Source organism: Ruminococcus sp., from assembly GCF_016283395.1.
Genome location: NZ_JAEEMU010000046.1, coordinates 60,585 through 86,407 on the forward strand (window position 1 = coordinate 60,585; position 25,823 = coordinate 86,407).

At 42.8% G+C, this 25,823-nt stretch carries 18 protein-coding genes; 6 read left to right on the top strand and 12 right to left on the bottom strand.

Going from position 1 to position 25,823, the window contains the following annotated elements:
• Positions 1-17 precede the first annotated feature (17 nt).
• From xylA to QZZ41_RS11505, 3 genes are read right to left on the bottom strand one after another with little or no spacing between them, the layout of a single operon-like run.
• Positions 18-1,331, bottom strand: coding sequence for a xylose isomerase (gene xylA, locus QZZ41_RS11495; RefSeq protein WP_295072121.1), 1,314 nt, complete (start codon positions 1,329-1,331; stop codon positions 18-20).
• Positions 1,332-1,342: 11 nt separating this feature from the next.
• The gene (locus QZZ41_RS11500; RefSeq protein ID WP_295072124.1) at positions 1,343-3,421 is read right to left on the bottom strand and encodes a glycoside hydrolase family 3 C-terminal domain-containing protein; all 2,079 of its coding nucleotides are present in this window, start codon (positions 3,419-3,421) and stop codon (positions 1,343-1,345) included.
• A 21-nt stretch (positions 3,422-3,442) separates the two neighbouring features.
• Complete coding sequence (locus QZZ41_RS11505; RefSeq protein WP_295072127.1) at positions 3,443-4,333, bottom strand: hypothetical protein; 891 nt, start codon at positions 4,331-4,333, stop codon at positions 3,443-3,445.
• A gap of 223 nt (positions 4,334-4,556) precedes the next feature.
• On the opposite strand from QZZ41_RS11505, the gene QZZ41_RS11510 reads away from it, so the two are divergent.
• A complete protein-coding gene (locus QZZ41_RS11510) occupies positions 4,557-5,423 on the top strand; it encodes an AraC family transcriptional regulator (protein ID WP_295072130.1) in 867 nt (288 codons plus the stop codon).
• A 117-nt stretch (positions 5,424-5,540) separates the two neighbouring features.
• Here QZZ41_RS11510 and QZZ41_RS11515 read toward each other — a convergent pair whose 3' ends face one another.
• The 4 genes from QZZ41_RS11515 to QZZ41_RS11530 form a co-directional block, all read right to left on the bottom strand.
• Entirely contained in the window at positions 5,541-8,810 is a 3,270-nt protein-coding gene (locus QZZ41_RS11515; protein ID WP_295072133.1) for a glycoside hydrolase family 9 protein, read from the bottom strand.
• 90 nt (positions 8,811-8,900) lie between these two features.
• Positions 8,901-9,692, bottom strand: coding sequence for an AraC family transcriptional regulator (locus tag QZZ41_RS11520; protein ID WP_295072136.1), 792 nt, complete (start codon positions 9,690-9,692; stop codon positions 8,901-8,903).
• Between the two features lie 191 nt (positions 9,693-9,883).
• On the bottom strand, positions 9,884-10,636 hold the full coding sequence (locus tag QZZ41_RS11525) for a helix-turn-helix domain-containing protein (RefSeq protein WP_074716930.1): 753 nt from the start codon (positions 10,634-10,636) through the stop codon (positions 9,884-9,886).
• A gap of 196 nt (positions 10,637-10,832) precedes the next feature.
• The gene (locus tag QZZ41_RS11530; RefSeq protein ID WP_295072140.1) at positions 10,833-11,138 is read right to left on the bottom strand and encodes a hypothetical protein; all 306 of its coding nucleotides are present in this window, start codon (positions 11,136-11,138) and stop codon (positions 10,833-10,835) included.
• 495 nt (positions 11,139-11,633) lie between these two features.
• Here QZZ41_RS11530 and QZZ41_RS11535 point away from each other — a divergent pair, with 495 nt between their 5' ends.
• On the top strand, positions 11,634-14,174 hold the full coding sequence (locus QZZ41_RS11535; protein ID WP_295072143.1) for a glycoside hydrolase family 11 protein: 2,541 nt from the start codon (positions 11,634-11,636) through the stop codon (positions 14,172-14,174).
• Positions 14,175-14,394: 220 nt separating this feature from the next.
• On the opposite strand, the gene QZZ41_RS11540 is transcribed toward QZZ41_RS11535, so the two are convergent.
• Positions 14,395-15,000, bottom strand: a complete 606-nt coding sequence (locus tag QZZ41_RS11540) for a uridine kinase (protein WP_295072146.1) — start codon at positions 14,998-15,000, stop codon at positions 14,395-14,397.
• Positions 15,001-15,055: 55 nt separating this feature from the next.
• On the bottom strand, positions 15,056-16,372 hold the full coding sequence (locus QZZ41_RS11545; RefSeq protein WP_295072149.1) for a peptidoglycan DD-metalloendopeptidase family protein: 1,317 nt from the start codon (positions 16,370-16,372) through the stop codon (positions 15,056-15,058).
• A 296-nt stretch (positions 16,373-16,668) separates the two neighbouring features.
• Here QZZ41_RS11545 and QZZ41_RS11550 point away from each other — a divergent pair, with 296 nt between their 5' ends.
• Positions 16,669-16,917 (top strand): heavy-metal-associated domain-containing protein, encoded by a 249-nt coding sequence (locus tag QZZ41_RS11550; RefSeq protein ID WP_074716920.1) that lies wholly within the window; start codon positions 16,669-16,671, stop codon positions 16,915-16,917.
• A gap of 351 nt (positions 16,918-17,268) precedes the next feature.
• Here QZZ41_RS11550 and QZZ41_RS11555 read toward each other — a convergent pair whose 3' ends face one another.
• Both QZZ41_RS11555 and QZZ41_RS11560 read right to left on the bottom strand, forming a co-directional pair.
• Entirely contained in the window at positions 17,269-18,486 is a 1,218-nt protein-coding gene (locus QZZ41_RS11555; RefSeq protein WP_295072155.1) for a cell wall metabolism sensor histidine kinase WalK, read from the bottom strand.
• A complete protein-coding gene (locus tag QZZ41_RS11560) occupies positions 18,480-19,157 on the bottom strand; it encodes a response regulator transcription factor (RefSeq protein WP_295072158.1) in 678 nt (225 codons plus the stop codon). The genes QZZ41_RS11555 and QZZ41_RS11560 overlap by 7 nt, the downstream gene beginning before the upstream one ends.
• A gap of 300 nt (positions 19,158-19,457) precedes the next feature.
• Here QZZ41_RS11560 and QZZ41_RS11565 point away from each other — a divergent pair, with 300 nt between their 5' ends.
• Genes QZZ41_RS11565 through QZZ41_RS11575 form a run of 3 tightly spaced genes read left to right on the top strand, consistent with a single transcriptional unit; the run spans position 19,458 to position 23,192 of the window.
• Positions 19,458-20,126 carry a polyphosphate polymerase domain-containing protein gene (locus tag QZZ41_RS11565; protein WP_295072161.1) on the top strand — a complete coding sequence of 223 codons (669 nt, stop codon included), beginning with the start codon at positions 19,458-19,460 and terminating at the stop codon, positions 20,124-20,126.
• Between the two features lie 21 nt (positions 20,127-20,147).
• On the top strand, positions 20,148-20,822 hold the full coding sequence (locus tag QZZ41_RS11570) for a DUF4956 domain-containing protein (protein ID WP_295072164.1): 675 nt from the start codon (positions 20,148-20,150) through the stop codon (positions 20,820-20,822).
• 12 nt (positions 20,823-20,834) lie between these two features.
• The gene (locus QZZ41_RS11575) at positions 20,835-23,192 is read left to right on the top strand and encodes a CotH kinase family protein (protein ID WP_295072167.1); all 2,358 of its coding nucleotides are present in this window, start codon (positions 20,835-20,837) and stop codon (positions 23,190-23,192) included.
• Between the two features lie 92 nt (positions 23,193-23,284).
• On the opposite strand, the gene QZZ41_RS11580 is transcribed toward QZZ41_RS11575, so the two are convergent.
• Positions 23,285-25,675, bottom strand: coding sequence for a cation-translocating P-type ATPase (locus tag QZZ41_RS11580; RefSeq protein ID WP_295072170.1), 2,391 nt, complete (start codon positions 25,673-25,675; stop codon positions 23,285-23,287).
• Between the last annotated feature and the right edge of the window lie 148 nt (positions 25,676-25,823).

Here is a 25,823-nt window from a genome sequence, read left to right on the forward strand (position 1 = left end):
TTTAATATTGTTCAGTCTTACAGACTGAAAAGAACATTATTAACGATAGACTCAAGCATCTCCTGTCTGCCGCTTGAGAGTGAAGCTGTAACCTCTCCCTTTTCGAGAGCATACTTTTCAAGTGATGCGAAATCAGCCTTGCCAGCGATGATATCTGCACCGATACCTGACTTCCATGAAGCATATCTGTCGTCAACAAACTTGTCGATACGTCCGTCCTCGATGAGCTTGAGAGCTGCTCTGAAACCGAGTGCGAATGCGTCCATACCTGCGATATAGCTGTAGAAGATATCCTCAGGTGTGAAGCTGCCTCTGCGAGCCTTAGCGTCAAAGTTGAGACCGCCGTTTGTGAAGCCGCCAGCCTTGATTACTTCGTACATACACATTGTTGTGTCGTAGATGTTTGTCGGGAACTGGTCTGTATCCCAGCCGAGGAGCGGATCGCCCTGGTTAGCGTCGATAGAACCGAATACACCGTTGTCTCTTGATACACGGAGCTCATGCTGGAATGTGTGCTGAGCAAGTGTAGCGTGGTTAGCTTCGATGTTCATCTTGAAGTCCTTATCAAGACCGTACTTTCTGAGGAAGCCCAGAACAGTAGCTGTGTCAAAGTCATACTGGTGCTTTGTAGGCTCCTTTGGCTTTGGCTCGATGTAGAAATCCCCATTGAAACCGATCGAACGTCCGTACTCAACTGCCATCTTCATAAGACGAGCCATGTTGTCGAGTTCAAGACCCATATCAGTGTTGAGAAGTGTTTCATAACCTTCACGGCCGCCCCAGAATACATATCCGTTACCGCCGAGCTTTACTGTAGACTCAAGAGCCTTCTTTATCTGTGCTGCTGAAAATGCAAATACGTCAGCTGATGGTGAAGTACCTGCACCGTGCATAAATCTTGGGTGATCGAAGCACTTAGCTGTACCCCAGAGGCACTTCTTGTCGCCCATTACAGACTTCATATAATCTGTAACGATATCGAGCTGTGCATTTGTTTCCTTTAAGTTGCCGTACTCAGGAGAAAGGTCACGATCGTGGAAGCAGTAGTAATCAATTGAAAGCTTATCCATGATCTCCTTAGCTGCATCTACCTTAGCCTTAGCTCTTGCAGCAGGATCAGCCTGTCCCCATGACTTGTCTGTTGTGCCGCAGCCGAACATATCTGTTCCGTCGCCGCCCATTGTGTGCCACCATGAAAGAGCAAACTTGAGGTGGTCACGCATCTTCTTGCCATTGATGATCTCATCGGGATTGTAGTACTTGAATGAGAGAGGGTCTGTACTGTCCTTGCCCTTATACTCGATCTTACCGATATTCTTGAAAAATTCCATTTTATCCTCCATTAGACATTTATTTTCAGAGTAGTGCATTTTTTTCCGTTAAGCTTTTCACTTAACTGGTCGGGCTGCGATGTTCCTGCGTAGAGGGTGAATTCGCTGCCTTCCTTTACCCATTCTCCGTTGTCGTTTACAGCCATGAAAGCTCTTTCGGGGAGAGTGACCTGTACGGTCTTGCTCTCGCCAACTTCAAGAGCAACTCTCTTGAAACCGCAAAGACTATGGTTGGGAACTGCGTTCTCCGAATAACCTTTAATATAAAACTGGACTACGTCCTCTGTTGCACGGCTGCCTGTATTTGTGATCTTTACAGAAGCTACGCCGTCTTTAAAGGACAGCTCCGAACATTCTGTTTCGGAGTAAGTAAGTCCGAAGCCAAAGGGGTAAAGTATATTGCCCTTGGCATATCTGTAAGTACGGTCCTTCATGCTGTAATCCGAGAAGTCGGGCAGCTTTGAAGCGTCCTCATAGAATGTTACGGGAAGCTTTCCCGAAGGTGATACCTTGCCGAAAAGTATATTCGCAAGTGCTCTTCCTCCAAGCTGACCGGGATACCACGCCTGAATGAGCGCGTCGCAGTCGGCTTCCACATTTATCGCACTGCCTGCGGCAGTTACTATGATGACGGGCTTTCCTACAGCCATTACCGTCTTAACAAGCTTTCTCTGTGACTCGGGAAGTCTGAGGTCGATCTTGTCGCCTGAGGAGAATTCGTTTCCTGTATCTCCTTCTTCACCTTCGATAGTTGCATCAAGACCTACGCAAAGAACGACTACATCTGAGTGCTCTGCGATTATTGCAGCCTCTGAAAGTCTGTCGTCAGGAAGAGCAAGTCCCATGCATCTGTCCTTATAAAGGTGACTTCCCTCGGAGTAGATGACTCTTCCGCTGTGAGCCTCGCGTATTCCATTAAGGAATGTTACGTACTCGTCAGCCCTGCCGTTGTAGTTGCCCTCAAGTGCGGGAACGCTGTCGGCATTCGGTCCGATAACTCCGATAGTCTTGTATTTGCTGCCGTCCAGCGGCAGGATACCATTGTTTTTCAGGAGCACCATTGAACGTTCCGAGCATTTAAGTGAGAACGCCTTGTGCTCATCGCAGGATACGATATCATAATCAAGATCATCATATTCTGTGGACTTGTCAAACATACCAAGTCTTACCCTTGTTCTCATAAGCTTTACACAGGACTCTCTGAGATCATTCTCATTTATAAGTCCTTCATTGAAAGCACTGAGAAGGTGGAGATATGTATTACCGCAGTTGAGATTGCAGCCTGTCTTTAATGCCAGTGCAGCAGACTCGGGAGCGGTCTTTGTCACACCGTGATTTGTGTGGAAATCTCTTATTGCCCAGCAGTCTGATACAAAGTGTCCGTCAAAGCCCCATTCGTCAAGCTTGCCCATAAGGAACTTGCTTGCACAGGCAGGCTCACCGTTTACACGGTTGTAAGCACCCATGACACTTTCTACCTTAGCCTCTTTTACGAGAGCTTCAAAAGCTGCTGTATAAGTTTCTGTCATGTCCTTCATGTTTGACTTTGCGTCAAACTCATGTCTTGTAGCCTCAGGCCCGCTGTGTACTGCAAAATGCTTTGCACAGGCAGCTACTCTGAGAACCTTTCCGTCACCCTGAAGTCCCTTTGTATAAGCAACTCCCAGACGAGTTGTAAGGAACGGATCTTCTCCGTAGGTCTCCTGACCTCTTCCCCATCTCGGATCACGGAATATATTGATATTCGGTGACCAGAGCGTGAGTCCTTTATATATGTCACGATCTTCGTGAGCGGAATATTCATTATACTTTGCTCGTGCTTCAACAGAAGTTATTTCTCCGGCCTTCTGTACAGCTTCATCATCAAACATTGCCGCAAGACCTATAGTCTGTGGGAACATAGTAGCTGTTCCTGCTCTTGCTACACCGTGAAGTCCTTCACTCCACCAGTTGTAAGCAGGTATCCCCAGTCTCTCCACGCTTGGAGCGTCATACTTGAGCTGCTCTGCCTGTTCCTCTACTGACAATCTGTCTGTAAGATCTTCGGCTCTCTCAAGTGCGGACAATGCTTCGTCCCTGTACTTTTCCATAAGCATTCCCCTTTCAATCAATCAAATTTTACTTACAAATTCCTCTATGACCTTTTCTGTTGCCCAGTCGGTCGTACTGAGCTCCCATTTTTCCGTTATTGATGCTGTCTCACCGGGCTGATAAGGTCTCAGCTCGCCGAGCAGCTCACATTCAAGGAAAATGGCGTTTGTGTAAGTTTCAAAGTTACAGCAAAAATCAGGATATTCTGTCTTAGTATACTCATCGAAGCACATTCTGAAAATGTTCTTTCCATTTATATACAATATCTGCTTTCCCGTAACATTAAAACCAGCCTTGAAAGGTTTCTTGATCTTGGGATCCTGTTTTAGCAGAACGTACTTATCGGTTAGTGTGAATCTTTCGTCTTTTACATCTGAATAGCTCCACAGCGACATAGTTCTGTTTGGCAGGAAACCTTTGTCATCTCTGCAAAGAGGAATGATCTCGGTTCCGCCCACCGCAAGTCCTGTTACGGACCAGGGCGCAAACTCCGCAGGCTTATCAGAGCAATTAGTGATCTTGTTTTCAATGGTTACCGAGTTGCTTTCGTCCATCTTAATGATCAATTGGAACTGCTTGCCAAATACAGTTTTCGGAGGCGTAAGAGTGAGTGTGCCATTATCAAAAATTGCTTCGACTTTTGAATTATCAGGAAGATAAGTTTCAGGCATGACTTCCGGAGCACTCCATAATCTGTGTCCGCCGTATGCATACCATACGCCGTAGCCGTTGTTTATCTCATAGAAATTCCTGTCAACGTCCTCAAACAGAACGTTTTCCCCGTCGGTAAAACCGAAAAAAACTATTCTCGGACCTACTTCAATAGTAGCGATAAGCTTTATTTCGCCATTATCAAGGCACAGACACTTTCCATAGTTTTTATAATCAGTTTCGTAGCATTTTATTGACATTACACATCACCTTTCGTTTGCTCTATTGCTATTATATAACACTCCGTCAATTTATACTAATCAATTATTGCGGCTGTTTAATCAAGAATTGCTAAGATTGCACAAATTCTTTAAATCCCCTTTACAAATATTATCGTAATGGTGTATAATTGCTATATAAACCACGGAAAATTATGAACATTGACATAAAATTCACAACAATTTTTGGTCAAGGAGGCTAATCATGATTAAGAATCTATCGGGCGATTACGAGACTGTTGAATACGAAAATCAACGTTTCGTAATGCTTTATGACAATGATGAAATCGAGGAATATCCTACTCACTGGCATAACGCCGTAGAAATCATCATCCCCTTGCATAACGGGTTCACCGTAACATCAGGCGGCGTAGATTATCATTTAAACGAAAAGGAGATAATCATTATCCCCCCAGGCGAGCTCCACTCGATGCCTGCACAGGAAGGACGAAGGATAATATTCCAGTGCAATAACAGTATACTCAGCGATGTACCGGCTCTTGAAGCTATAGTACCTGTTTTTTCATCAGCATTCCATATCACACCTGATGTCAGCAAGGAATTGTATATTCTTTCGCGCAAAAGTATACTTGATATTTACTCCGAATACTATTCAAAATCTTCACTTGCAGATGTCAAGATCTACATATATTTAATAAAAATGCTTACTGCTGTCAGAGAATATCAGCTCACACAGGCTGCCGATATATTCGCAAATGATGCTACAGGACGCGATGATACGAGAAAATTTGGTATGGTCATGAAGTACATCAATCAGAACTATATGTACGAGATACCTCTTGAAAAGATCGCTTCTATCGCAGGTTACAGCAAATATCATTTCTCCCGTATTTTTAAGAAATATAACCACGTTTCGTATATCCAGTATATCAACAGCAAGCGAATAAAAGCTGCCGAGCGTCTGCTCATTGATCCAAACCTTTCGGTAACAGAAGTTGCTATGAGAGCAGGATTTGCAAGCCTTACCACCTTCAACCGTGCTTTCAAAAAGGCTAAAAACTGCACTCCTACGGAATTCAAGACGCTTTATAAGATATCTGACCATAATTAAAGCAAAAGCTGCGGTTTATCCGCAGCTTTTTGTGCATACAAAAGCCGAAGGGCGGTACTTTTTGTACCGCCCTTGACTAATGTATAATGGAAAGATATTTACAATTTCATTCACCAATTATTGCTTATTGTATGTTACCCACTGATAACGCGCAACAAGAGGTGTTTTACCATTGAATGCCTTGAGCCAGTCATCAACTGTAAGACCAGGCCATGCATTCATCATGATCTTGCCTGCTGTACGTGGTATATTATCATAAGCTGTGTGAACAGCCTTTCCGTCGATATACCATGTAATGTGGTCAGGCTGCCAGTCAAATCCATATGTGTGGAATTCCTGTGATGCATCAAATCCGAGATCGATCATCTTTTCGTGTTTGCCCTGACCATTTGTGTAATAGTTGAGCTGTACCTTAGTTGTGTCCTTGCCGAGGATCTCGATATCTATCTCATCCCAAGGATTCTTGTCAGACTCACCTGTATAGGTGAAGAATGAAGATACAACACCGTCATTCTTTATAGCCTGCATAGATGTCTCATAGTAGCCGTAGTGATAGAAGTTATTTGTACGGAACTCACCGCCTGAATAGCGTGGATTCCAGTTTGGATTTTTGTCATCTGTCCACTTCTGGTCTATGCTGAGCTCAAGGAGACCATTCTTAATAACTGCATTGCGCTCATACCACCAGCAATCAAAAGGCTTATCGTTTGTCCAGCCGTTAGATGCAAAGAAGTCGCCGCCCTTTCCTGTACGGAAATCAGATACCATTGTTGCGCGAGTGTTCATAGGTGTGCCCTTGTCAGGGAACGGGAGATTTACACTCGGAGCATTTGTGGTAGTAGTTGTTGCGCTTGTTGTAGTTGTAGTCGTTTTGCTTGTAGTAGTTGTTGTGGTAGTAGTTGTTGTTGTTGCAGGCTGAGCAGTAGTTGTAACTACAGGCTGAGTTGCATATGACTCAGGAAGATCAGCAAGTCCAAGGAGATACTTCTGGATAGAAACAGCATCATTTCCTGTAAGGTTAGTGCCGTTCTCGTAAACGTCAGCATTTGCAACGCCCTGTGCTGTTATATGGTCTGTGTTTGTACCGTTAACACCGTACTTGTTAGGATTAGCAAGCGACTGCATTACAAGTACAACGTCAGACATATCAACATCGCCGTCGCAGTTAGCATCGCCCCATTTGGTTACGCCCGAAGGTGTAGGAGGTGTTACTACAGGCTGCTGTGATGATGCTGCGCCGTCTGTAAGTGTGAGCAGATATGTAAGCGGAGAATTCCAATAAATTGTGATCTCGTTTGTTGAATAGCTCTCGCTGTTGTCGATGTAGCACTTGTAAGCAGGTGCATCTGCACAGTATGCCTTTGCAGCACTGTCTTCAAGTGCTGAGTTTACACCGCCAACCAGCATACCCTTCATTGCTTCGCCTGCTGCAATAGAAGGTCTGTGGTGAGGATTCTGAGGCGAAACTTCACCATAGCCTGTCACAAAGCTTGTTCCAAGAGGATTTGTGCCAAGGAGATAGTCAAGCTGTCCGTCAGCAGCATTGAGGTAAGCTGTATCGCCTGTAAGCTGATATGCAAGACCAAGAACGATACCTGCATTTGCAACTGTCATATTGCTGCCCCAGTTGAATGTAGAGAGTGCTACACCATAGCCTGTTCCCTTAGCTCTGCTTACAAATTTATCTGCCTGAGAAATTATCTCCTGCTTAGCATTTTTATATACTGCAGAATTAACATCGGGATCCTTCATCGTAAGGATAGCGATATTACCATAATCGCCAACTGTTGACCAGTCAAGTCCGCTCAAAGCTCTGCTTACATCACTGATATACTTGCTGTCGCCTGTTGCACGGTACATCTGGATAGCTGCCCAGTAGCGCTCGTCCTTGTCAGTCTTATCGCCGTAATCACCTGTAACTATATCAATAGGATTCTTGAAGTTGAAATCAGGATTCTGCTTGAGATAATCCCAAGACTTCTTTGCACGGTCGAGACAGTCAGCAGCAAATGTGCTGTCAACGTCCTTGTAGAACTCATATGCAAGAGCCATAGAAGCACAGAAATCAGCAGTTGCTGTTGAAGAAACAGGAGTTACTATAAGCTCACCTGTTTCCTTTTCAGGCATTATAAATCCAGGGAAGTTTGCGCAGCTTACCTTATGGTATACGCCGCCGTCGCTTCTCTGCATCTTCTTCATCCACTCAAGCTCGAAACGTGCTTCGTCAAGAATATCAGCTACGCCGTTTCCGCTCTCGGGGATACCAATGCTGTCACTGTAGAGTGAAGGTGCAGCACTGTAAGCATAAAGAATATCAGCTACAGCCTTTGCGCCAGGAACCACATATCTTCCGTAGTCACCTGCATCGTGCCAGCCGCCTGAAACGTCTATCTTATCACTTGTGCCGTAAACAGTTGCCATTGAAGTGTGGCAAGCAGGGTGACTGAATTTTCCGCCCTCTACTGCAACACCACAGCGCTGTAAGTAAAGCATCTTTACAGAATCGTCAAGAAGATTTCCGTAAACATTGTCGCCGATAGCGAAAGTATATGAATTATCAAGCCCGCTGCACTTGATGTAATATTTTCCAGGAGCAGTTACCTTTGAGAAATCGCCCTTATAGTTTGTCTCGTTTGCACCTGAATTGCTTACAGGACCTTCAAGCTGTCCTGTATAAACACTTACATTTGTATCAGCATTAACGACCTCAAATGTTCCTGCTGATTCAACGTTTCTGAAAACAGCGATCTTCGGAGCATTTGTCCTGTAGCCTACCTGATTGATATTGATATCATTCTCATAAGGCTTGTCAGCTGAATAGTCAACCTTGCTGTCGTCAACAAGTTCAAGAGAAACGTTGTCAAGGTAGATAGTGTGCTCACCAAGCTCAGGATCCTTCTCCTGCAATCCGCAGTTGAAACACATTTTAGCCATGATATCAGTATCTTCCTCCATTGTGAACTCATAGTCCACTGTCTGAGGAGTTGATGATATCTGGAGTCCCTTCCATGTGTATGCCTGATATTTGCCGCCGTTCTGCTGGATCATGCCCTCTACGTAACGATCAACGGTGCTTGATATATCGTACTTAAAACGATAAACTCCGTTCTTGTAAAGCGGAATGATATCATAGTTGAGCTGAACAGCATAGTTGAGCTTACCGACAGAAGTGATCTTCAGTGCAAGCTTACCATCCTCTGTTGTGAGCGAACATTTTCCTCCGCTTTCTTTGTAAGTGCCCCATCCTGATGTACCAGTTTCAAATGTCGAGTTCTTGATGATGTTTCCTGCAGCTGAAACAGGAGCAGAAACAACAGGAAGAGCTGATGCCATGATCGTGCAAGCAGCAAAAACTGCTACACATCTTCTGAAATTGTGCTTTTTCATTACATTCCCTCTCATTCCGTGACATTAGTCACAATTTATACACTAATTGTAACAAAACGTGCAAGCAAATGCAATAACAAATCGAGCACGTTATGTAACATTTTGTGCTTTTTTGCGGTATTCAGACGGAGTATAGCCTGTCTGCTCCTTGAACTGCCTTGCAAAGTGAACATAACTATGGTATCCGCTGCTTGTTGAAATGTCGGTTATGTTCATGTTGGTAGTTGAGAGAAGCATCTTCGCATAGCTAACTCTGCTCTTTACAAGGTCTTCGATAAAGGTCATGCCAAAGTGCTTTTTATAAGCGTGCTGAAAAGCCGAACGGCTCATGCGGACTTCATGTGCTGTACTGTCCACACTGCGCTGTTCATAAGGTCTGCTATATATCTTATTGCGCACAGTTGATATAAGTTCGAACTGTGAGCTTCTTCTGCCTGATGTACTGTTTAGTGTTTTTTCACGTATCTTAATAAACATCAGACGCATAAATAACTCTGCGGATTCTATTTTGCAGTAATTGTCGGAATACTTCTCATAAGCTATGGATTTTACGCAATAGCTGAGGAATTCCAGCGGCATTGTCACAGGTGTCTCAAGCGGTATGCCCATTTTAAGGAATTCTTCTTCCTCTCCTGCATCGTCGAAATCAAAATGTACCCAGTCATTCTCAAAAACATTCAGCGGTACACAGCGGTAACGCTGAGGTCTGCCCTTTGGATAGATAAATACCGCCCCCGCAGGTGTAGTGATCTCTTTGCCGTCGATCTCGAAAACAGCCGGAGTACGAACAAGAAGAAGCAGGTAGTCACCGCTTCCGTCGGGTCTGTCAATAAAAAAGTCTGCGTCATGGCAGTGGTCGAAGCCAACATTATTAATTATCATTCAGCATTCTCCATTCTTAAAAATAACGTTTTAATGACAAATCCACATTGAAAAAACAAGAAAAATCATATTCATTGTGGAGATTATAACATTTTCAAGCCCGGAATTATATTATTTTAGTGTCATATTTGGCAATTTTATGATATCTGCATAAAATGTTATCCCCCGCAAAATGCGAGGGATAAGCCATTTTAATGATTTTCTTTTGTAAAATCCGGGAATTTATATCGCTTTTTGTACTCCTTCGGAGTAACTCCCAGATACTTCTTGAATATCTTGATAAAGTAGCTCTGTGAGCTGAATCCAAGAAGATTGCTTATCTCAGAGTCGGTATACTCGGAGAATGTCAGCAGATTTGCTGCTTCCTCAGCCTTAGTCTTGCTTACATAATTGCTGAACGCGATACCCGTCTCTGCTTTGAACAGTCTTGATAGATAAGCAGGACTGATCTTGAGATAATCCGCTGCATCTTCTATCATTATCTTACCATGCAGGTGGTCGCTGATAAAATCCAGCGCACGTACTATCTGCTTTGAATAGATGCCGCTGTTACGGACTCTTCTCATATGTCGGGTATAGCCTTCGATCATTTCCTGATGCACCTGATGAACCTCCGCCTCGGTACGGCATTCATCAGCCTTCATAATATAAATATCGCTGAGATTGTAAGCCTCTTCAAGCGTCATTCCGCTGTTGATACAGAAACGAGCTATAAGCGCAGCCGAAATGCTGAAATGATATTTCAGATTCCTAAGCGGATCTTTGCTGAGCACACCATAGCCTTCGCTGCAAAGCGGAGTTGCAAAAACTTTTACAAGCTCGATATTGCCTGAGCAGATGCTCTCATAGCAAGCTATCTCCCTGTCAAACGGGGCGTGCTCAAAGCCTTCTTCGCGCTTTAGGAAGAGATGTGAGGAAATGTACTTTTCGGTATAATCACTCATGTATTTCACCTCTCATATTAATTACTTTACCTTATTATACCATTTATTTATGAATTATTCAACATCTTTATATGTCTTAAATCAAGTCCGCCATACATTTTGTGCACAGCGGACTCGATAAAGAAAAGAGGTCGATTATTCAACTATTTCGCGGAAAGAATACGAAAGCGCATCACAAAAATAATGCCTTACATATTCAAAACCGTGCATTTTGCCCCGAGGAACAAACCTGTAGAAGCTGCCCCCTGTGAGAAATCAGATTAGTAAAGTAGTTAGAACGGGTGTTGAGATCCTTCATCTCGGGCTTCATATTACCGTATGCAATATCATCAGAACCGTCAGTCACAAGGACGAAATCCTGAGGCTTTTTTAGTCCGAGGCTGTCTGTTACCCCGGTAAGAGTTTTCATGCCTTTAAAGTTATCACTTGAAAGCGGCATTATCGCCGCAGCAGGAATAAACGAAGCCACAGATGTTATGAGTGAAAGAAATTCTTTTTTCATAAGTCTGCCCCCATTATTTAATTTTCATTCACCCTTCTTGTGTGCATTTTAGATAAAAACGGTGTAAAATGCGCGTCTCTTTTTTATATCACTTAAATTATAATGATACACCGCAATATCTTATACTAAAATAATGACAAAAATAGTAATATTTCTACTATAAATATTAATTTTTTGTTAACGGCATTGACGTTTAGTCATTTAACTTTTGATATTTAATAATTTCGTCACAATTTACACCATATCATTAGAAATTGGGTTGTTATATCCGATAAAATAATGTATTATAATAATGTATATACATTTTTGCCCACAATAAAATTTAGTACACTTATCGAGCAATTTTTAGTGACTTTTAATAATCACAACAATAAACGACTTGCTTTTTTAAAAATCGAAATCTATAATCAATTCAGAGAAAAAATAAGTGGGCTGTGTGCCCTTCACAAATTACTAAAATTATATTATATTTAAGTGACATGAGGAGTGATTTAAGTGGATTTAAGAAAACTCAAAAGGATTTTAAGCACGAGTACAGCTCTGTTGTTAACTGCCGCAGCTGTTCCCTTTTCAGCAAGTGCTGCTGATAATCAGGTAACGGGGACGATCAACGGATACACATATGAAATGTGGAACGCGAATTTTTCTGGCGACACTTCAATGACACCTACCGAAGACGGTTTCGAGTGTTCATGGGACGGTATTCAGGATTGCCTCTTCAACAGAGGATATGAATATAACAAAAATCCAAAGACCTATAAACAGTTAAAATCTGACATCATAGTAGATTACGACTTTGAATACTCGCCGCATGGCAATTCATTCTTCGGAGTATACGGCTGGACAGTTAATCCAATGGCAGAATTCTATATAGTTGAAGGCTGGACTAGCTGGAGACCCCCCGGAGGCGATTTAACGCGTTTGGGGACTTTTACTTCGGACGGAAACATATATGATGTCTATAAGTATTATCGTTATAATCAGCCGTCAATTATGGGTACACAGTCATTCCCGTCATATTATAATGTACGTCAGCAGAGCTCAAGCAAAGATGACATTACGCAGGATCTGCACGGCACTGTCAATGTTACCAGACATTTTGATGCATGGGAGAAATTAGGACTCGATGTGTCAGGAACTATTTACAATGTTACTTTCAACATTGATTGTTACCGCTCCAGCGGTTCGGCAAATGTTAAAAAAGTACAGATCACACCCAAACCGACTCTGCCTGCTCCTTTAAAGCCTGACTCGAACGGATATTACATAAAGTCCAAATTTGATAATGGTCAGATTACTAAATGGAACAAAAAAGGTATTTCTTATTTTCAGACATTAAATGATGTTATGTCAAGAGGAAAATCTTTATTTGTCAGTCATCGCAGCTGCTCATCGGACGGTCTCGTTTATGCCCTTGATCCTAATACTTTCAAGCCGAATACCAAATACAGTATCGGTGCTGCCATGATGCAGTATTCCCTTAACAATTCCACTTTCCGTATTACTTTGGAGTACATGGACAAGAACGGTATACTGCAAAATGACATTATTGCTGCTGTGAAAAGTAAGAAGCTTGAATGGACAGATATTTCAAATCTCTCTTATACAATACCTGAAGGAGCAACTGATCTGAAGCTTGTTTTCTCCACCGACGACGATGAGGAATTCTACTTAGACGATTTCTATGTTGGTGTTGACGGTACAAAACCTTTAGCTGTTGACCTTGAAGGTACTAAGAATGAAGTTATCATTCAGGGCGATATCAACAATGACGGTGTTGTTGATATATATGATATGCCTGCGATGAGAAAAGTTCTTATTAATATCTTATCATTCGGAGCCAAGCCAACTATAAATGCCGACCTTAACGGCGACGGCGATGTCAATATCGCTGATCTGGTAATGCTCCATAAATACCTGCGCGGAGCTGTAAAGGAATTCAAACAGCCCGTGCCAACAACAACAACTACTACTGCTACAGAAACAACAGCTGTATCTGAAACTACTACAGTGGATACTACTTCTGCTGCAGCGGCTTCTGAGGCAACTACAGAAACTACAGCAACAATAACTACCACAGAAGTAACTACCGAAGAAACAAGCAAAACCACTACAATAGTAACTACAACGTCAGAAACGGAGACAACTGCTTCTGAACCTACTACTGTGGGGACAACTACAGAAGAAAAGCCTTCAACCACAACAAAGGTCTATGTGAACTACAACGCACAGATAAGACAGGATATGCCAACTAATGTTCCGAGCAATGCTCAAAAATCAAGCAAATGCAAGGTCGAGAAAAAGACCTACACCTGCAAATTCACAGGCGGAACGAAGTCCTGCAATGTTATCCTGCCCCCTGACTACGACTCGAATAAAGAATACCCTGTAATGTACGTTCTTCACGGTATAGGCGGTGACGAGAACAGTATGCTGAACGGTATGGGAGTTCAGGAGCTTCTCACAGGTCTTACTGCAAACGGTCAGGCTGAGGATATGATAATCGTTCTGCCAAGCCAGTATACAAGCAAGGATGGTAACGGCAGCTTCGGTATCAATCAGGAGACCTGCGCTGCATACGATAACTTCCTCTATGATATCTCCGACAGCCTTATACCTTTCATCGAAGAAAACTATCCCGTAAAGACAGGCAGAGAGAACCGTGCTATCACAGGCTTTTCAATGGGCGGTCGTGAGGCTATCTATATAGGTCTTATGCGTCCCGATCTCTTCGGATACGTTGGCGGTGCTTGTCCTGCACCAGGTATAACTCCCGGTAGGGATATGTTCATGGAACACCCCGGCTGTATGACAGAAAGCGAGATGAAGTTCAGAGATGTTGGTCCTGAGCCTGCTGTATTTATGATAACAGGCGGTACAAACGACTCTGTTGTGGGATCATTCCCAAAGGAGTACAGCGAAATTCTCACAAAGAACGGTGTTGACCACGTTTACCAGTCTATCCCCGGAGGCGGACACGACGGCGGTTCAGTAAAACCTCACCTCTATACCTTTATGAGATACGCTTTCAAGTAATTTAAACACATTTATACTCATACATAATTATTGCCCCTAAGTGATATGATGTCACTTAGGGGCATTGTATTATCATATTAGTTGAGAGTTATGGAGTCGTATTACGACATTATTTAAATACTGTGAGCGAAGCGAACTCATTCATTATACTCTCTACTAACTATCCTCTACTCACTCAAATCTTACGAAAAAACGTTATAGTACTTCTATATAAGTACTGTTATATTACGAGGTCTGCATTTTCAGCTGGGCGATGCTTTTCTGCGTAGAAATGCTCCGCAGGGAAATAGCGTTTTTCATACTTTTCACGGATATCAGTTTCATCTCCGATATATCCGTCTCTGAGAAGCACTCTGCCAAGTCTTTCTTCTTCGGGTACATCAACATATATCATGCAGTCAAATGCACCTTTAAGCTCGTCACGCTGTAAGAATATCCCCTCGGTAATGACGATGCTGCCATTTGTTATGCTCCTCATATCTGTGATATAGCTGTCATTATCCTTGTCGTAAAGCTCCACAGGCGGCACTTCCCTGCTTTCACGCAAAGGCTTGACGACCGCACTGAGAAAGTAATCATACCGCCACTGCAAATAGTAATACTGCTCCCACTGAGGATAGTCGTCATTATATCTGACAGCCTTTGGGTGGATAAAATCATCTATATGAAATACCTCAGTATTTATACCCTCGGCTTCAAGAAGTCTGCTCACCTCATCTGCAACTGTGCTCTTGCCTGCTCCGCCAAGACCGTCAATGCCGACTAATAGCGTTTTCCCTTTTGTATAATGTTTCTTCAACTCTTTTACGATCATTTCCGCGCTCATAAATTTCTCCTTTAACAAAAACGGAAGTACCACCGAAGTGATACTTCCATATTGATCATTCACTTACTGCAATTACTGCTTTTTTCAGTTCAACAAGATCAAATACATCAACTGTACCGTCCTTGTTCATATCGGAAGCAAGATACTGCCTCTTGGTGAATTTATCGGACTTATTGAGGATATAATCCTGAAGTAAAACGATATCCGAAACGCTCAATTTGCCGTCATCGCTGAGGTCCCCCATAACACCGCTGTATACATCGCTGCTTATTACAAAATCGCTTGATACAAGGGTATATGCCTGTCCGCTTGTATCCTCGGCAACTATCTTGTAGGTATACTCACCTTCATAAAGTGCATTGAATACGATATTCTTGTCAAAATAAGATGAAAGATCATACTTCACATCATTCGGAGCAGCTTCCGCACACTGGCTTGTAGCTTCACCGTTTCGGAAATAAACACCGCCGCTTACCTTGGTTATTTTAAGGTTAGAAGTTATAACGCCCTTAATTGAAAATGGCTTGCCGATCTCGACAGTTTCCTCGGGAGCTGTCTGATTTTCGATCTTCATTCCCGACTTTATCTCTTCCTTGCGCTGCATATAATCCATTGAGGCATATCCCTTGACTCCGTTATACTCAACGTGTGCCCACTGTCCGTCACCCTTAGTTACCGTAAACTCAGCATTTGCTGGTATCTGACCGATAACAGATGTATTCGTACCGTGTCCCGAACGAATATTGAGATATGTAACTACATTTTTTGTGGTATAAAGTTCTGCATAATCCTCAGAGCAGCCACATTCAGCAGCAGGAGTATTGCTTGGCTGCGAGCTGCTTCCGCCTGCATTATCCGAAAAAACAAAGTAGCTCAGCGGATCATAGTATGTACGTGAGGGAAAAGCTCCGAGAAGCTTGTCACAGACTCCGAAGTGGAGATGATTTCCCGAGGACTGTCCTGTGCTTCCTACCTTGGCAATAACATCGCCCTGCTTTACCTTAGCTCCTGCTGAAACATTCAGCTGTGAAGCATGAGCGTAAAAAGTATATACTCCAAGATCAGAATGGTAGAGTATAACCATATATCCGTAAGCGTCCTTCCAGTCAGCCGAAATGACCTCACCGCCGTAAGCTGCATAGATATTGCTGCCGCCTGCTGCTTCGATATCTATCGCATTATGATGATCCGAAGTATCATAGGTATTTCTTGCAGGGTCAAAATAAGTAGTTATATTCTTATACTTTGCTTCTGTCGGCCATACTGCATATACCGCAGCCTTTGCGTTCAGTGTGGGAACGCATATGGAAACAGTAAAAATTACAGCTATAGATAAGAGGAAAGCAGCTGCTCTCCTTATTAAATTCTTCATGATATTTTCTCCTTTTGCAGTAAAAAAATAATATGACAATACATATATTACCATATTTTCAATAAAAAGTCAATCCAAATCCGTAACTTTCACCAAAGCGCGTCTAAAAAAGCCTTTCGTACGGTGCATAATGACCGAAAGAAAATTTTCTTCTTTTTTGTTTTTAATACTTTCAAGTACATAAAACACCTCCTGAACGTGAAATATAACAATAATATTCAGCACTACTTGACAGCTTCAATAAAAAAGAGTACAATAAACTTGTCAGTATAAACTAACTAAAGGAGCTGAATTATATGGTAAAGACAATAATCAAAGTTGAAGGCATGATGTGCGGAATGTGCGAAGCTCACGTAAATGACGCTGTCCGCGCCGCAGTTAACGCAAAAAAAGTCAATTCCTCTCACAGTAAGGGCGAAACAGAAATAATCTCGGAGGAAGAGCTCGATAAAGCATTACTGAAAGAAACCGTTGAAAAATCAGGATATAAAGTCCTCGGTATAACCTCAGAGCCATACGAGAAAAAAGGATTATTCCGCAGATAAAGTAAAAAGAGAGCTGGATAATCGTTTGCTCATAAAGAATTTTAGGGAACGCCTTCTCTTGCAAGGCGTTCCCTCTTCCAAAACAGTCCACTGGACTGTTTTGGAATTCACCCTTTGCGATGCGCCTTCGTATTATTTCGCTGTTCTCTGAAAACTTGGAACAGCGACCAAAGGCTCTGCCTCTGGACTCTGCCAAAGGAACATAGTCCCTTTGGAATCCCGTTCATACGTTCAGCAAGTTATTTGGCAAATCGTAATTAAAAAAAATAGCCCCAAAGCACTTCAAATGCATTGGGGCTTTATACTTTTATATTAGTACCGCAACTAAAGGCAGCACGCTTTTCAGCTATCTCATACCGGCAGGGAGACATAGAACGTATTATAGCAGTTCTCGCTTTCTGCCCATATTTTTCCATTATGCTCGCTTACTATACTTTCAGCGATAGATAATCCCAGACCATAGCTCTGACCATCATTTCTTGACTGATCCACACGGTAAAAACGCTTAAAAATATTCTCACAGTCCTCCTTAGTAAGCGGAGTTCCCAGACCTGTCACGGACAATAAACAATTTGCCGACTGACGTTTCAGCTTTACTGTGACCTTATCAGCAGGATCTGAGTATTTCAGCGCATTGTCAAGAAGTATATTTATGACCTGTCTGAGCTTTTCCTTGTCGCCTTCAACATTGATATTTTCATCAATATCCGTTGAAAGCTCCATTTCATTCTCGTAAAACAGCGGTTCAAATGGCAGTATACTGTCATTTATGAGCTTACTGCAATCAACTGTAGTGAATTTCTGCGGTGCTCTGTTACTGTTATTATCCAGCCTTGCAAGTTCAAGCAGGCTTTCTATCAATCCTCTCATGCGCTTTGACGTTGAGAGGATATTTTTTGTAAAGTTGTCCCTGTCACTTTCTGCGTAGGTCTTATCGGTCATCATCTCAGCATTCGTCATAATTACTGTAAGCGGAGTTTTCAGCTCGTGGGAAGCGTCTGCTATGAACTGCTTCTGCTCATTCCATGTCTTTTCAACAGGCTTTGTTACCCATTTTGCCAGCAGCAGACTTATGATGAAAAATACTACATAGCCTATCAGACCTATTATGATCGAGTTTCTGATAAGTCCTCTTATCATGGCTTTTTCACTTGATATATCAGCAAATACTATGGCTTTCATAGGTCCGTTTTCATTCTTAATATATCTAAGGTCATAGTCTGGAAGTATGCCAGTATTCTTTGAACTTTCTTCCGCAGCGTTAACAAGCTTTTGCAGCAGTTCCTTATCCGTAAGGTCATAATAGCCGCCGCCAAAAGCCGTCAGCTCACCGTCCTTGGCAATATGTACCGTAAAAAACGGCAAACGTATATTGTCGGGCATATTGTCAGGCTTGTGCATAGGTTCAGAAGCAGGCGGTCGAAATGCCTGAGTGCGCATCATCTGTATGCTTTCACGCGCGATATTCTGCTTTGTGAAGTGCAGCACAAGTCCGAATATAACAATAAAAAGCACAGTAACGATACTCATTATTACCGCTATGAACTTTATCCTCAGTCGTTTCAGCATTTTGCGTCACACTCCAGATGATAGCCTAATCGTCTCATTGCTTCGATACGCACATCTGAACCGATACTAAGCAGTTTTTTCCGCAGAAAGCTCACATAGGCTTCCACATGGTTCTCGACTGCATTTGAGTCATATCCCCATACTTTCGTAAGCAGAGCTTCCTTTGATATATGATTAGTTCCCGAAGTCATAAGAATACGCATTACCTCAAACTCTCTTGCTGATAATCTTATGCTGTTATCTCCGCACACAAGGGAAGCCGACTCAAGATCAAGTCTCGTGTTCCCGAATACAAGCTCATTTAACTGTGTTCCCTGTCGGCGAAGAAGCGCGTTCACGCAGGCAAGAAGCTCCCTTGCGTCAAATGGCTTGGTAAGATAGTAGTCAGCTCCCGCATTGAGTCCCTGCACCTTATCATCTATATCTGATTTTGCTGTCAGCATAAGTATAGGTGTGGTATTACGCTTTTCACGTACAGCCTTTGCCACCTGATAGCCATTCTTTTTTGGCAGCATAATATCAAGTATTATAAGGTCATAAATATCCAGCATAGCATACTGCTCGCCGCTTTCACCGTCATAGACTGCCTCTGCCTCAAAGCCCTTTGACTCCAGCATCAGCTTCAGTGAATCTGCTAAAACCTTCTCATCTTCTATAATAAGTATTTTCATTTGTGTTCCCCCTTTTTTAACATTATATGCCCGAACAGCAGTATGCCTGAAACGACATTCTGCGCCTTTATTTTTATATTATTATAATACATTATACAGCTGAATTCAAGCTGAAAAATCACATCTGTGTATAATAATTTCACTTAACTTTCACTTTTGTTTTACTTTATCTTCACCCGCTTTCAGCGTCAATTCAGCAATGATATGTATAATTAAAGCATAGGATAAACACACACAGGCTTAAAAAAAATCGCCCATTTGGTCTGTGTGTGTCCTATATCAAAGAAAAGAGGTGATACTATGGATTTCAGACACGAGATAAAGCACGAGATAAACTATTCCGACATGATCACGATCAGACACAGACTCAGCACAGTTGCATATCCTGATCCACACACCATAGACGGTAAATACTTTATCCGCAGCCTTTACTTCGATAATCTCGCAGACAAAGCTCTTATGGAAAAAGTAAACGGAATGAGCCGAAGAGAAAAGTTCCGCATAAGATACTACAATGGTGATACTTCTGTTATCCATCTGGAAAAGAAAAGCAAGATAGGTCATCTTGGAAATAAGCTGAGCGCACCGCTTACAGCGCAGCAGGCACAAATGATCGTTGACGGTGATACCGAGTGGATGATAGAGTCAGAGCATATGCTCATTCGTGAGCTTTACTCAAAAATGAAAACTCAGGGAATTGCTCCGAAAACTATCGTGGATTACACAAGAGAGCCTTTCATATATCCCGCAGGCAATGTACGCGTCACACTCGATTACAACGTAAGAAGCGGTATGAGATGCACCGATTTTCTTGACCCCGACTGTGTGACAGTTCCCGTTTCAGATTCTATCATACTTGAAGTTAAATGGGACGGATTTCTGCCTGATATAATCAGAGATGCAGTTGCCCTTGCAGACAGGCGTGAGGGAGCTTTCTCAAAATACGCTGCCTGTCGAATTTACGGATAAAATATAAAGGAGTTTTTTGCAATGAATAGTTTTAGTGATATCTTTAAATCCAATTTTTTAGAGAATGTGACAAGCGTCAGCATTCTTGATATGGCGATCGCACTTGTACTCGCTTTCGGTCTGGGAATGTTCATATTCCTCGTTTACAAAAAAACTTACTCTGGAGTAATGTACTCATCAAGCTTCGGTACTACTCTCGTTGCACTTACAATGATAACTACAGTTGTTATCTTAGCAGTCACAAGCAATGTCGTTCTTTCACTTGGTATGGTCGGTGCGCTTTCTATTGTCCGTTTCCGTACAGCCATAAAAGAGCCGCTTGATATCGCTTTTCTGTTCTGGTCTATTGCAGTCGGTATCGTTCTTGCAGCAGGAATGATCCCACTTGCAGTTATCGGCAGCATCATCATCGGCGTTATCCTCCTTGTATTCGTTAACCGCAAGGCTTGCAAAAATCCTTACATCGTTGTAGTTCGCTGCGACGGTCATGACAGCGAAACAAAGGCAAAGGCTTTTCTTGACGGAAAAACAGAGAGATGCGTTATCAAGAGCAAAACTGCTCAGAAGGGCTCTGTGGAGCTCAACATGGAGATCAGACTCAAGGACGATAATACAGATTTCGTAAATACCCTAGCTGATATGGAAGGTGTCAGCAGTGCAGTTCTTGTAAGCTACAACGGAGACTACATGGGATAAGGGTGTGATAGAATGTCAGCACATAAGAACATAGATAAAATATGTACGGTCGTTATCGCGGTCACACTTATTATATCTGTCATATTTTGCAACGGTCAGGCACTGGGCATAGAAAAGACCGCTCATGCCATTGGCTATGAAAATCGTCTATTCGACCGCTCTAAGGTACATACCCTTGATATCGTTATCAACGACTGGGACGGCTTTATCGAAAACTGTGAGAGCGAGGAGTATTCTGCCTGCAATCTGGTCATTGACGGTGAAGCTATCAAAAACGTAGGTATCAGAGCTAAGGGCAACACTTCTCTCAGCTCCGTAAAGAATATGAACAGCAGCCGTTACAGCTTCAAGATAGAGTTTGACCAGTATGAAAACGGTAAGACCTATCACGGACTTGACAAGCTCTGCCTTAACAACATAATTCAGGATAATACCTTCATGAAGGATTATCTCGCCTATACTCTCATGTATGATTTCGGCGTTGATGCTCCTCTTTGCAGCTATACTTATATCACAGTCAACAGTGAGGACTGGGGACTGTATCTTGCTGTGGAAGCTATCGAGGAATCATTCCTTGAAAGAAACTACGGCAGCAACTACGGCGACCTCTACAAGCCAGACGCAATGAGTTTCGGCGGCGGCAGAGGAAACGGCAAAGAATTTAGTATGGGGAATTTTACAAATAAAGAGAGCGAAGATAAAAACAGCTCCGATAACGATAAAAATCAGTTTGATCCGGGAAATTTCGGCGGCGGTATGCCCGATTTCGGAGGAGATATGCCACAGTTCGATCCCGATAATATGCCTGAGGACTTCGATTTTGAAATCTTCGATCCTTCAAAGATGTTCGGCGGAGATGGCGGCGAAGCACCTGACTTCGGCGGCAAGGGAGGCTTTGGCGGATTCGGTATGGGAAGCGACGATGTAAAGCTCAAATATACCGATGATGATATCGACAGCTATTCCAATATCTTCAACAATGCCAAAACTGCTGTTACAAAAACAGATAAGAATCGTCTTATAAGCTCACTGAAAGCTCTCAAAGAGCAGTCTGATCTTGAAAATACAGTTGACGTTGAGGAAGTTATCCGCTACTTTACAGTACATAATTTCCTTGTTAACGGCGACAGCTATACAGGTCAGATGATACACAACTACTACCTTTACGAAGAGAACGGACAGCTCTCAATGATACCGTGGGACTACAACCTTGCTTACGGTTCATTCATGGGCGGAAACGCTTCATCTTCCGTAAATGATGCCATTGATACTCCTGTATCAGGCGATATGAGCGACCGTCCAATGGTTTCATGGATATTCGATAACGAGGAATACACAGAGCAGTATCACCAGCTTATGAATGAGTTCCTTGACAGTGTTGACTTTGAGAAGCTTATCTCAGATACAGCAGCTCTTATCGACAAATACGTTGAAAAGGATCCAACTAAGTTCTGTACTTATGATGAGTTCAAAACAGGCATTGAAGCTATGACTAAATTCTGTACTCTCCGTGCAGAAAGCGTTCGCGGACAGCTCGACGGCACTATCCCTTCAACATCTTCCGGACAGAGCGCAGACAGCTCAGCTCTTATTGATGCATCAGGTCTGAACACTTCTGACATGGGCTCTATGGGCGGCGGAAAAGGCGGTTTCGGCGGCAGCAAGAATAACAAGTCAACTGACAAGGACGAAACCACTGATAAGACCGACAAAACTTCCAAAAATGACAAAACCGAAAAGGTCGCAAGAAAGAGTATGCCAAATACATCTTCCTTATCTGTTACGAATCTGAGCAATATGCAGGCTCCAAGCGGAAACGGCAAATCAGACAGCAACAGCGATTCTTCAAAGGGTTCAAAAGGCGGAAAGCCAAGCTTCGGCGGCGGTCAGCCACCACAGGGCTTTAACGGCGAGATGCCAGACGGATTTGATCCGAGCAATATGCCCGATTTCGGCGGTGAGATGCCCGACGACTTCGACCCGAGCAATATCCCCGATTTCGGCGGTGAGATGCCCGACGGCTTCGACCCCAGCAATATCCCCGATGATAAGCAGGGCGGCTTCAAGCCTTCCGATAATACAAAGGAAGATACAACAGAGGCTGATGATGACAAGAAAGCTTCAGAAAAAACTGCTGAGACTGAAATAACTTCTGATGCAGAATCAGAAGCAACTATACCAAACAACGATAAAGGCAATGCTCCCGAAAACGGAGACAGATCAAGAGGCGGCGAAAGACCTGATATGGGAAGCTTTTCACCCATGAACGGCGGCAGCGAAAGCAGCAATACCACAGCATATATACTGCTTGGTGCGTCAGCACTCGTTCTCCTGATCGGTCTTGGATTTGCATTCAAATTCAAAAGATGATTCCAATCCCTCTCTTATATAAAACAGGCAGATACCTCACATGAAGTATCTGCCTGTTTAATTTTTTACTGTTCTGAAAAAGACTTGTCTCTTTAATCCTTGACATCGTCATTTATGAAGAAAGACTGTATCTTCTTTGTTATCAGTGTCAGGTAGCGGAGACATGGTTCTGCGATTATTGAGAAGTTTACGCAGAGAAGGATACAGCGGTTAGACATATTTGTTATGTCGAACATCTTGCTGATGAATATCATACAGCAGGCAAGTCCCACACCGCAGAGTATCCACATCCACATCTTGTACATATCCATAGGTCGGCATATCTGGAATACGATCATCATTCCGACGATACTCATAAGTATGGTAGAAGCCGTAGCTATATCCGTAGGTGCAACGTTGAAGATATTTCCGAAATATACCATAGCACATACCACAAGTACATCGGTAAGTGCAGCAGGCAGAGCTTTCAGAAGGATATTCGTAATGAATTTACCTTTGATAAGATCACGGTTAGGCATCTGCGACAGGAAGAAAGCAGGTAAACCTATGGTGAATATACTTATAAGGGATATCTGTGCAGGCTTCATCGGATAAGCAAGTCCGAAGAAGATGAACAATATGGATATTATCAGCGAGAAAATATTCTTTACGATGAAGAGACTTCCCGAGCGTTCAAGGTTATTTACGACCTTTCTTCCCTCTGCAACAACATCAGGCATCTTTGAGAAGTCCGACTCAAGCAGAACAAGCTGTGAAGCCTGTGCGGCTGCATCACTTCCCGAAGCCATAGCAACGGAACAGTCGGCATCTTTAAGTGCGAGAACATCATTTACACCGTCACCTGTCATGGCAACTGTTTTGCCTGCTTTTTTAAGTGCTCTTACAAACTTGCGCTTCTGTTCGGGAGTAACTCGTCCGAATACCGTATAACGTGTAACAGCGTCCCTTATTGCACTCTCTGTTGTAAGTGTCGTAGCATCAACATATTCCTCGGCGTGTTTTATTCCTGCCTGCTTTGCCACCTCAGATACGGTAACAGGATTATCACCCGAAATTACCTTTATCTCTACTCCCTGCTCAGCAAAATACCTGAATGTATCAGGAGCATTTTCACGTATAGGATTTGACATCATAATAAAGCATACAGGTTCTACCGAAGCTGTAAGTGCCTTTCCGTCTGGAACTCCTCTGTACTTTCCGAAAACAAGTACTCTGTAGCCCTTGCGGTTGTATTCCTCTATCTTTTCTCTATATTGTTCTATCTTTTCCTTGAGGACAAATTCGGGAGCACCAAGCACATATGACTCACGTTCAAATGTAACACTGCTGTACTTGAACTCAGACGAGAAGCCCGTTATGGATAAAGCAGCTCTGCCCGCAGGACGGTGGAAGTGGTTCTTTATCGCTTCCATTGTCTGGTTGTCCGAATCCTGAGCAGCAGCAAAGTCGCTGATAAGTCCTTGCACTGAGTCTATATCGTATTCTTCTGTCGCAGGAACCACTGCTGTTACAGACATCGCATTCTCTGTGATAGTACCTGTTTTATCAACGCAGAGAACATCTACTCGTGCAAGAGTCTCGATACATTTCATGTCATGGACAAGTACCTTGCTGAGAGCAAGTCTCATTGCACTGATAACAAGAGTAACACTGGCAAGGAGGAAGAGTCCCTCGGGTATCATTCCTATTACGGCAGCGACCATAGACTGTACACTTGCACGTATGGTATCATGGTTTATATAGTAGGACTGATAGAAAAGTATGCTTCCGATAGGGATTATAGCAACACCTGCAAACTTGACTATCCTGTTGAGTGAGCGTATCATCTCCGACTGCTCACCCTTTCGTGACTTCTTAGCCTGTATAGTCAGCTTTGAGATGTACGATTCACGTCCGACTCTTTCAAGTCTTGCACGGCATGAGCCTGATACTATATAGCTTCCCGACATGAGAGTATCTCCGGGCTTTTTGCTTATCTCATCGGATTCACCTGTCAGGAGGGATTCATTTACGGAAACATTTCCGTCCACCACTATCGCATCTGCGCTTATCTGATTTCCTGCCTTGAATATTACTATATCATCAATTACAAGGTCCTTTGAGGGGACAGTCTTTATCTCTCCGTCACGGACTACTGTCGTAACAGGTGCATTTAGCACCTTTATCTTATCAAGTACTGACTTTGAACGCAGCTCCTGTATGATACCGATAAGAGCATTGGCTATAATTATAGGCATAAATGTAAGGTCACGGTAAGAGCCTACAACTACAAGCAATACTGAAAGGATAACAAATATAAGGTTGAAGTACGTAAGTACGTTATCAGCAACGATCTCCTTGACCGTTTTCGAAGGAGACTCAACAGGCTTGTTGTCCTGCCCTGCTTCAGCCCTTTCCTTGACCTGTGCAGAGGTAAGTCCTTCGTTGAAATCTGCCTTTACTCTGTCGGGAACGATTACATCATTAAATTCACTAATTTTCATTATGTCAAAATACACCTCGCAAATATATACTTTTTTTATTGTAACATATTTCTTTAACAATTTCAATCATTATTCAAAAATTTATTGTCAACCATTTTCTTTAAAATAGGTTGACAATGAGTGACAACTGTGCTATAATTCATTTGTA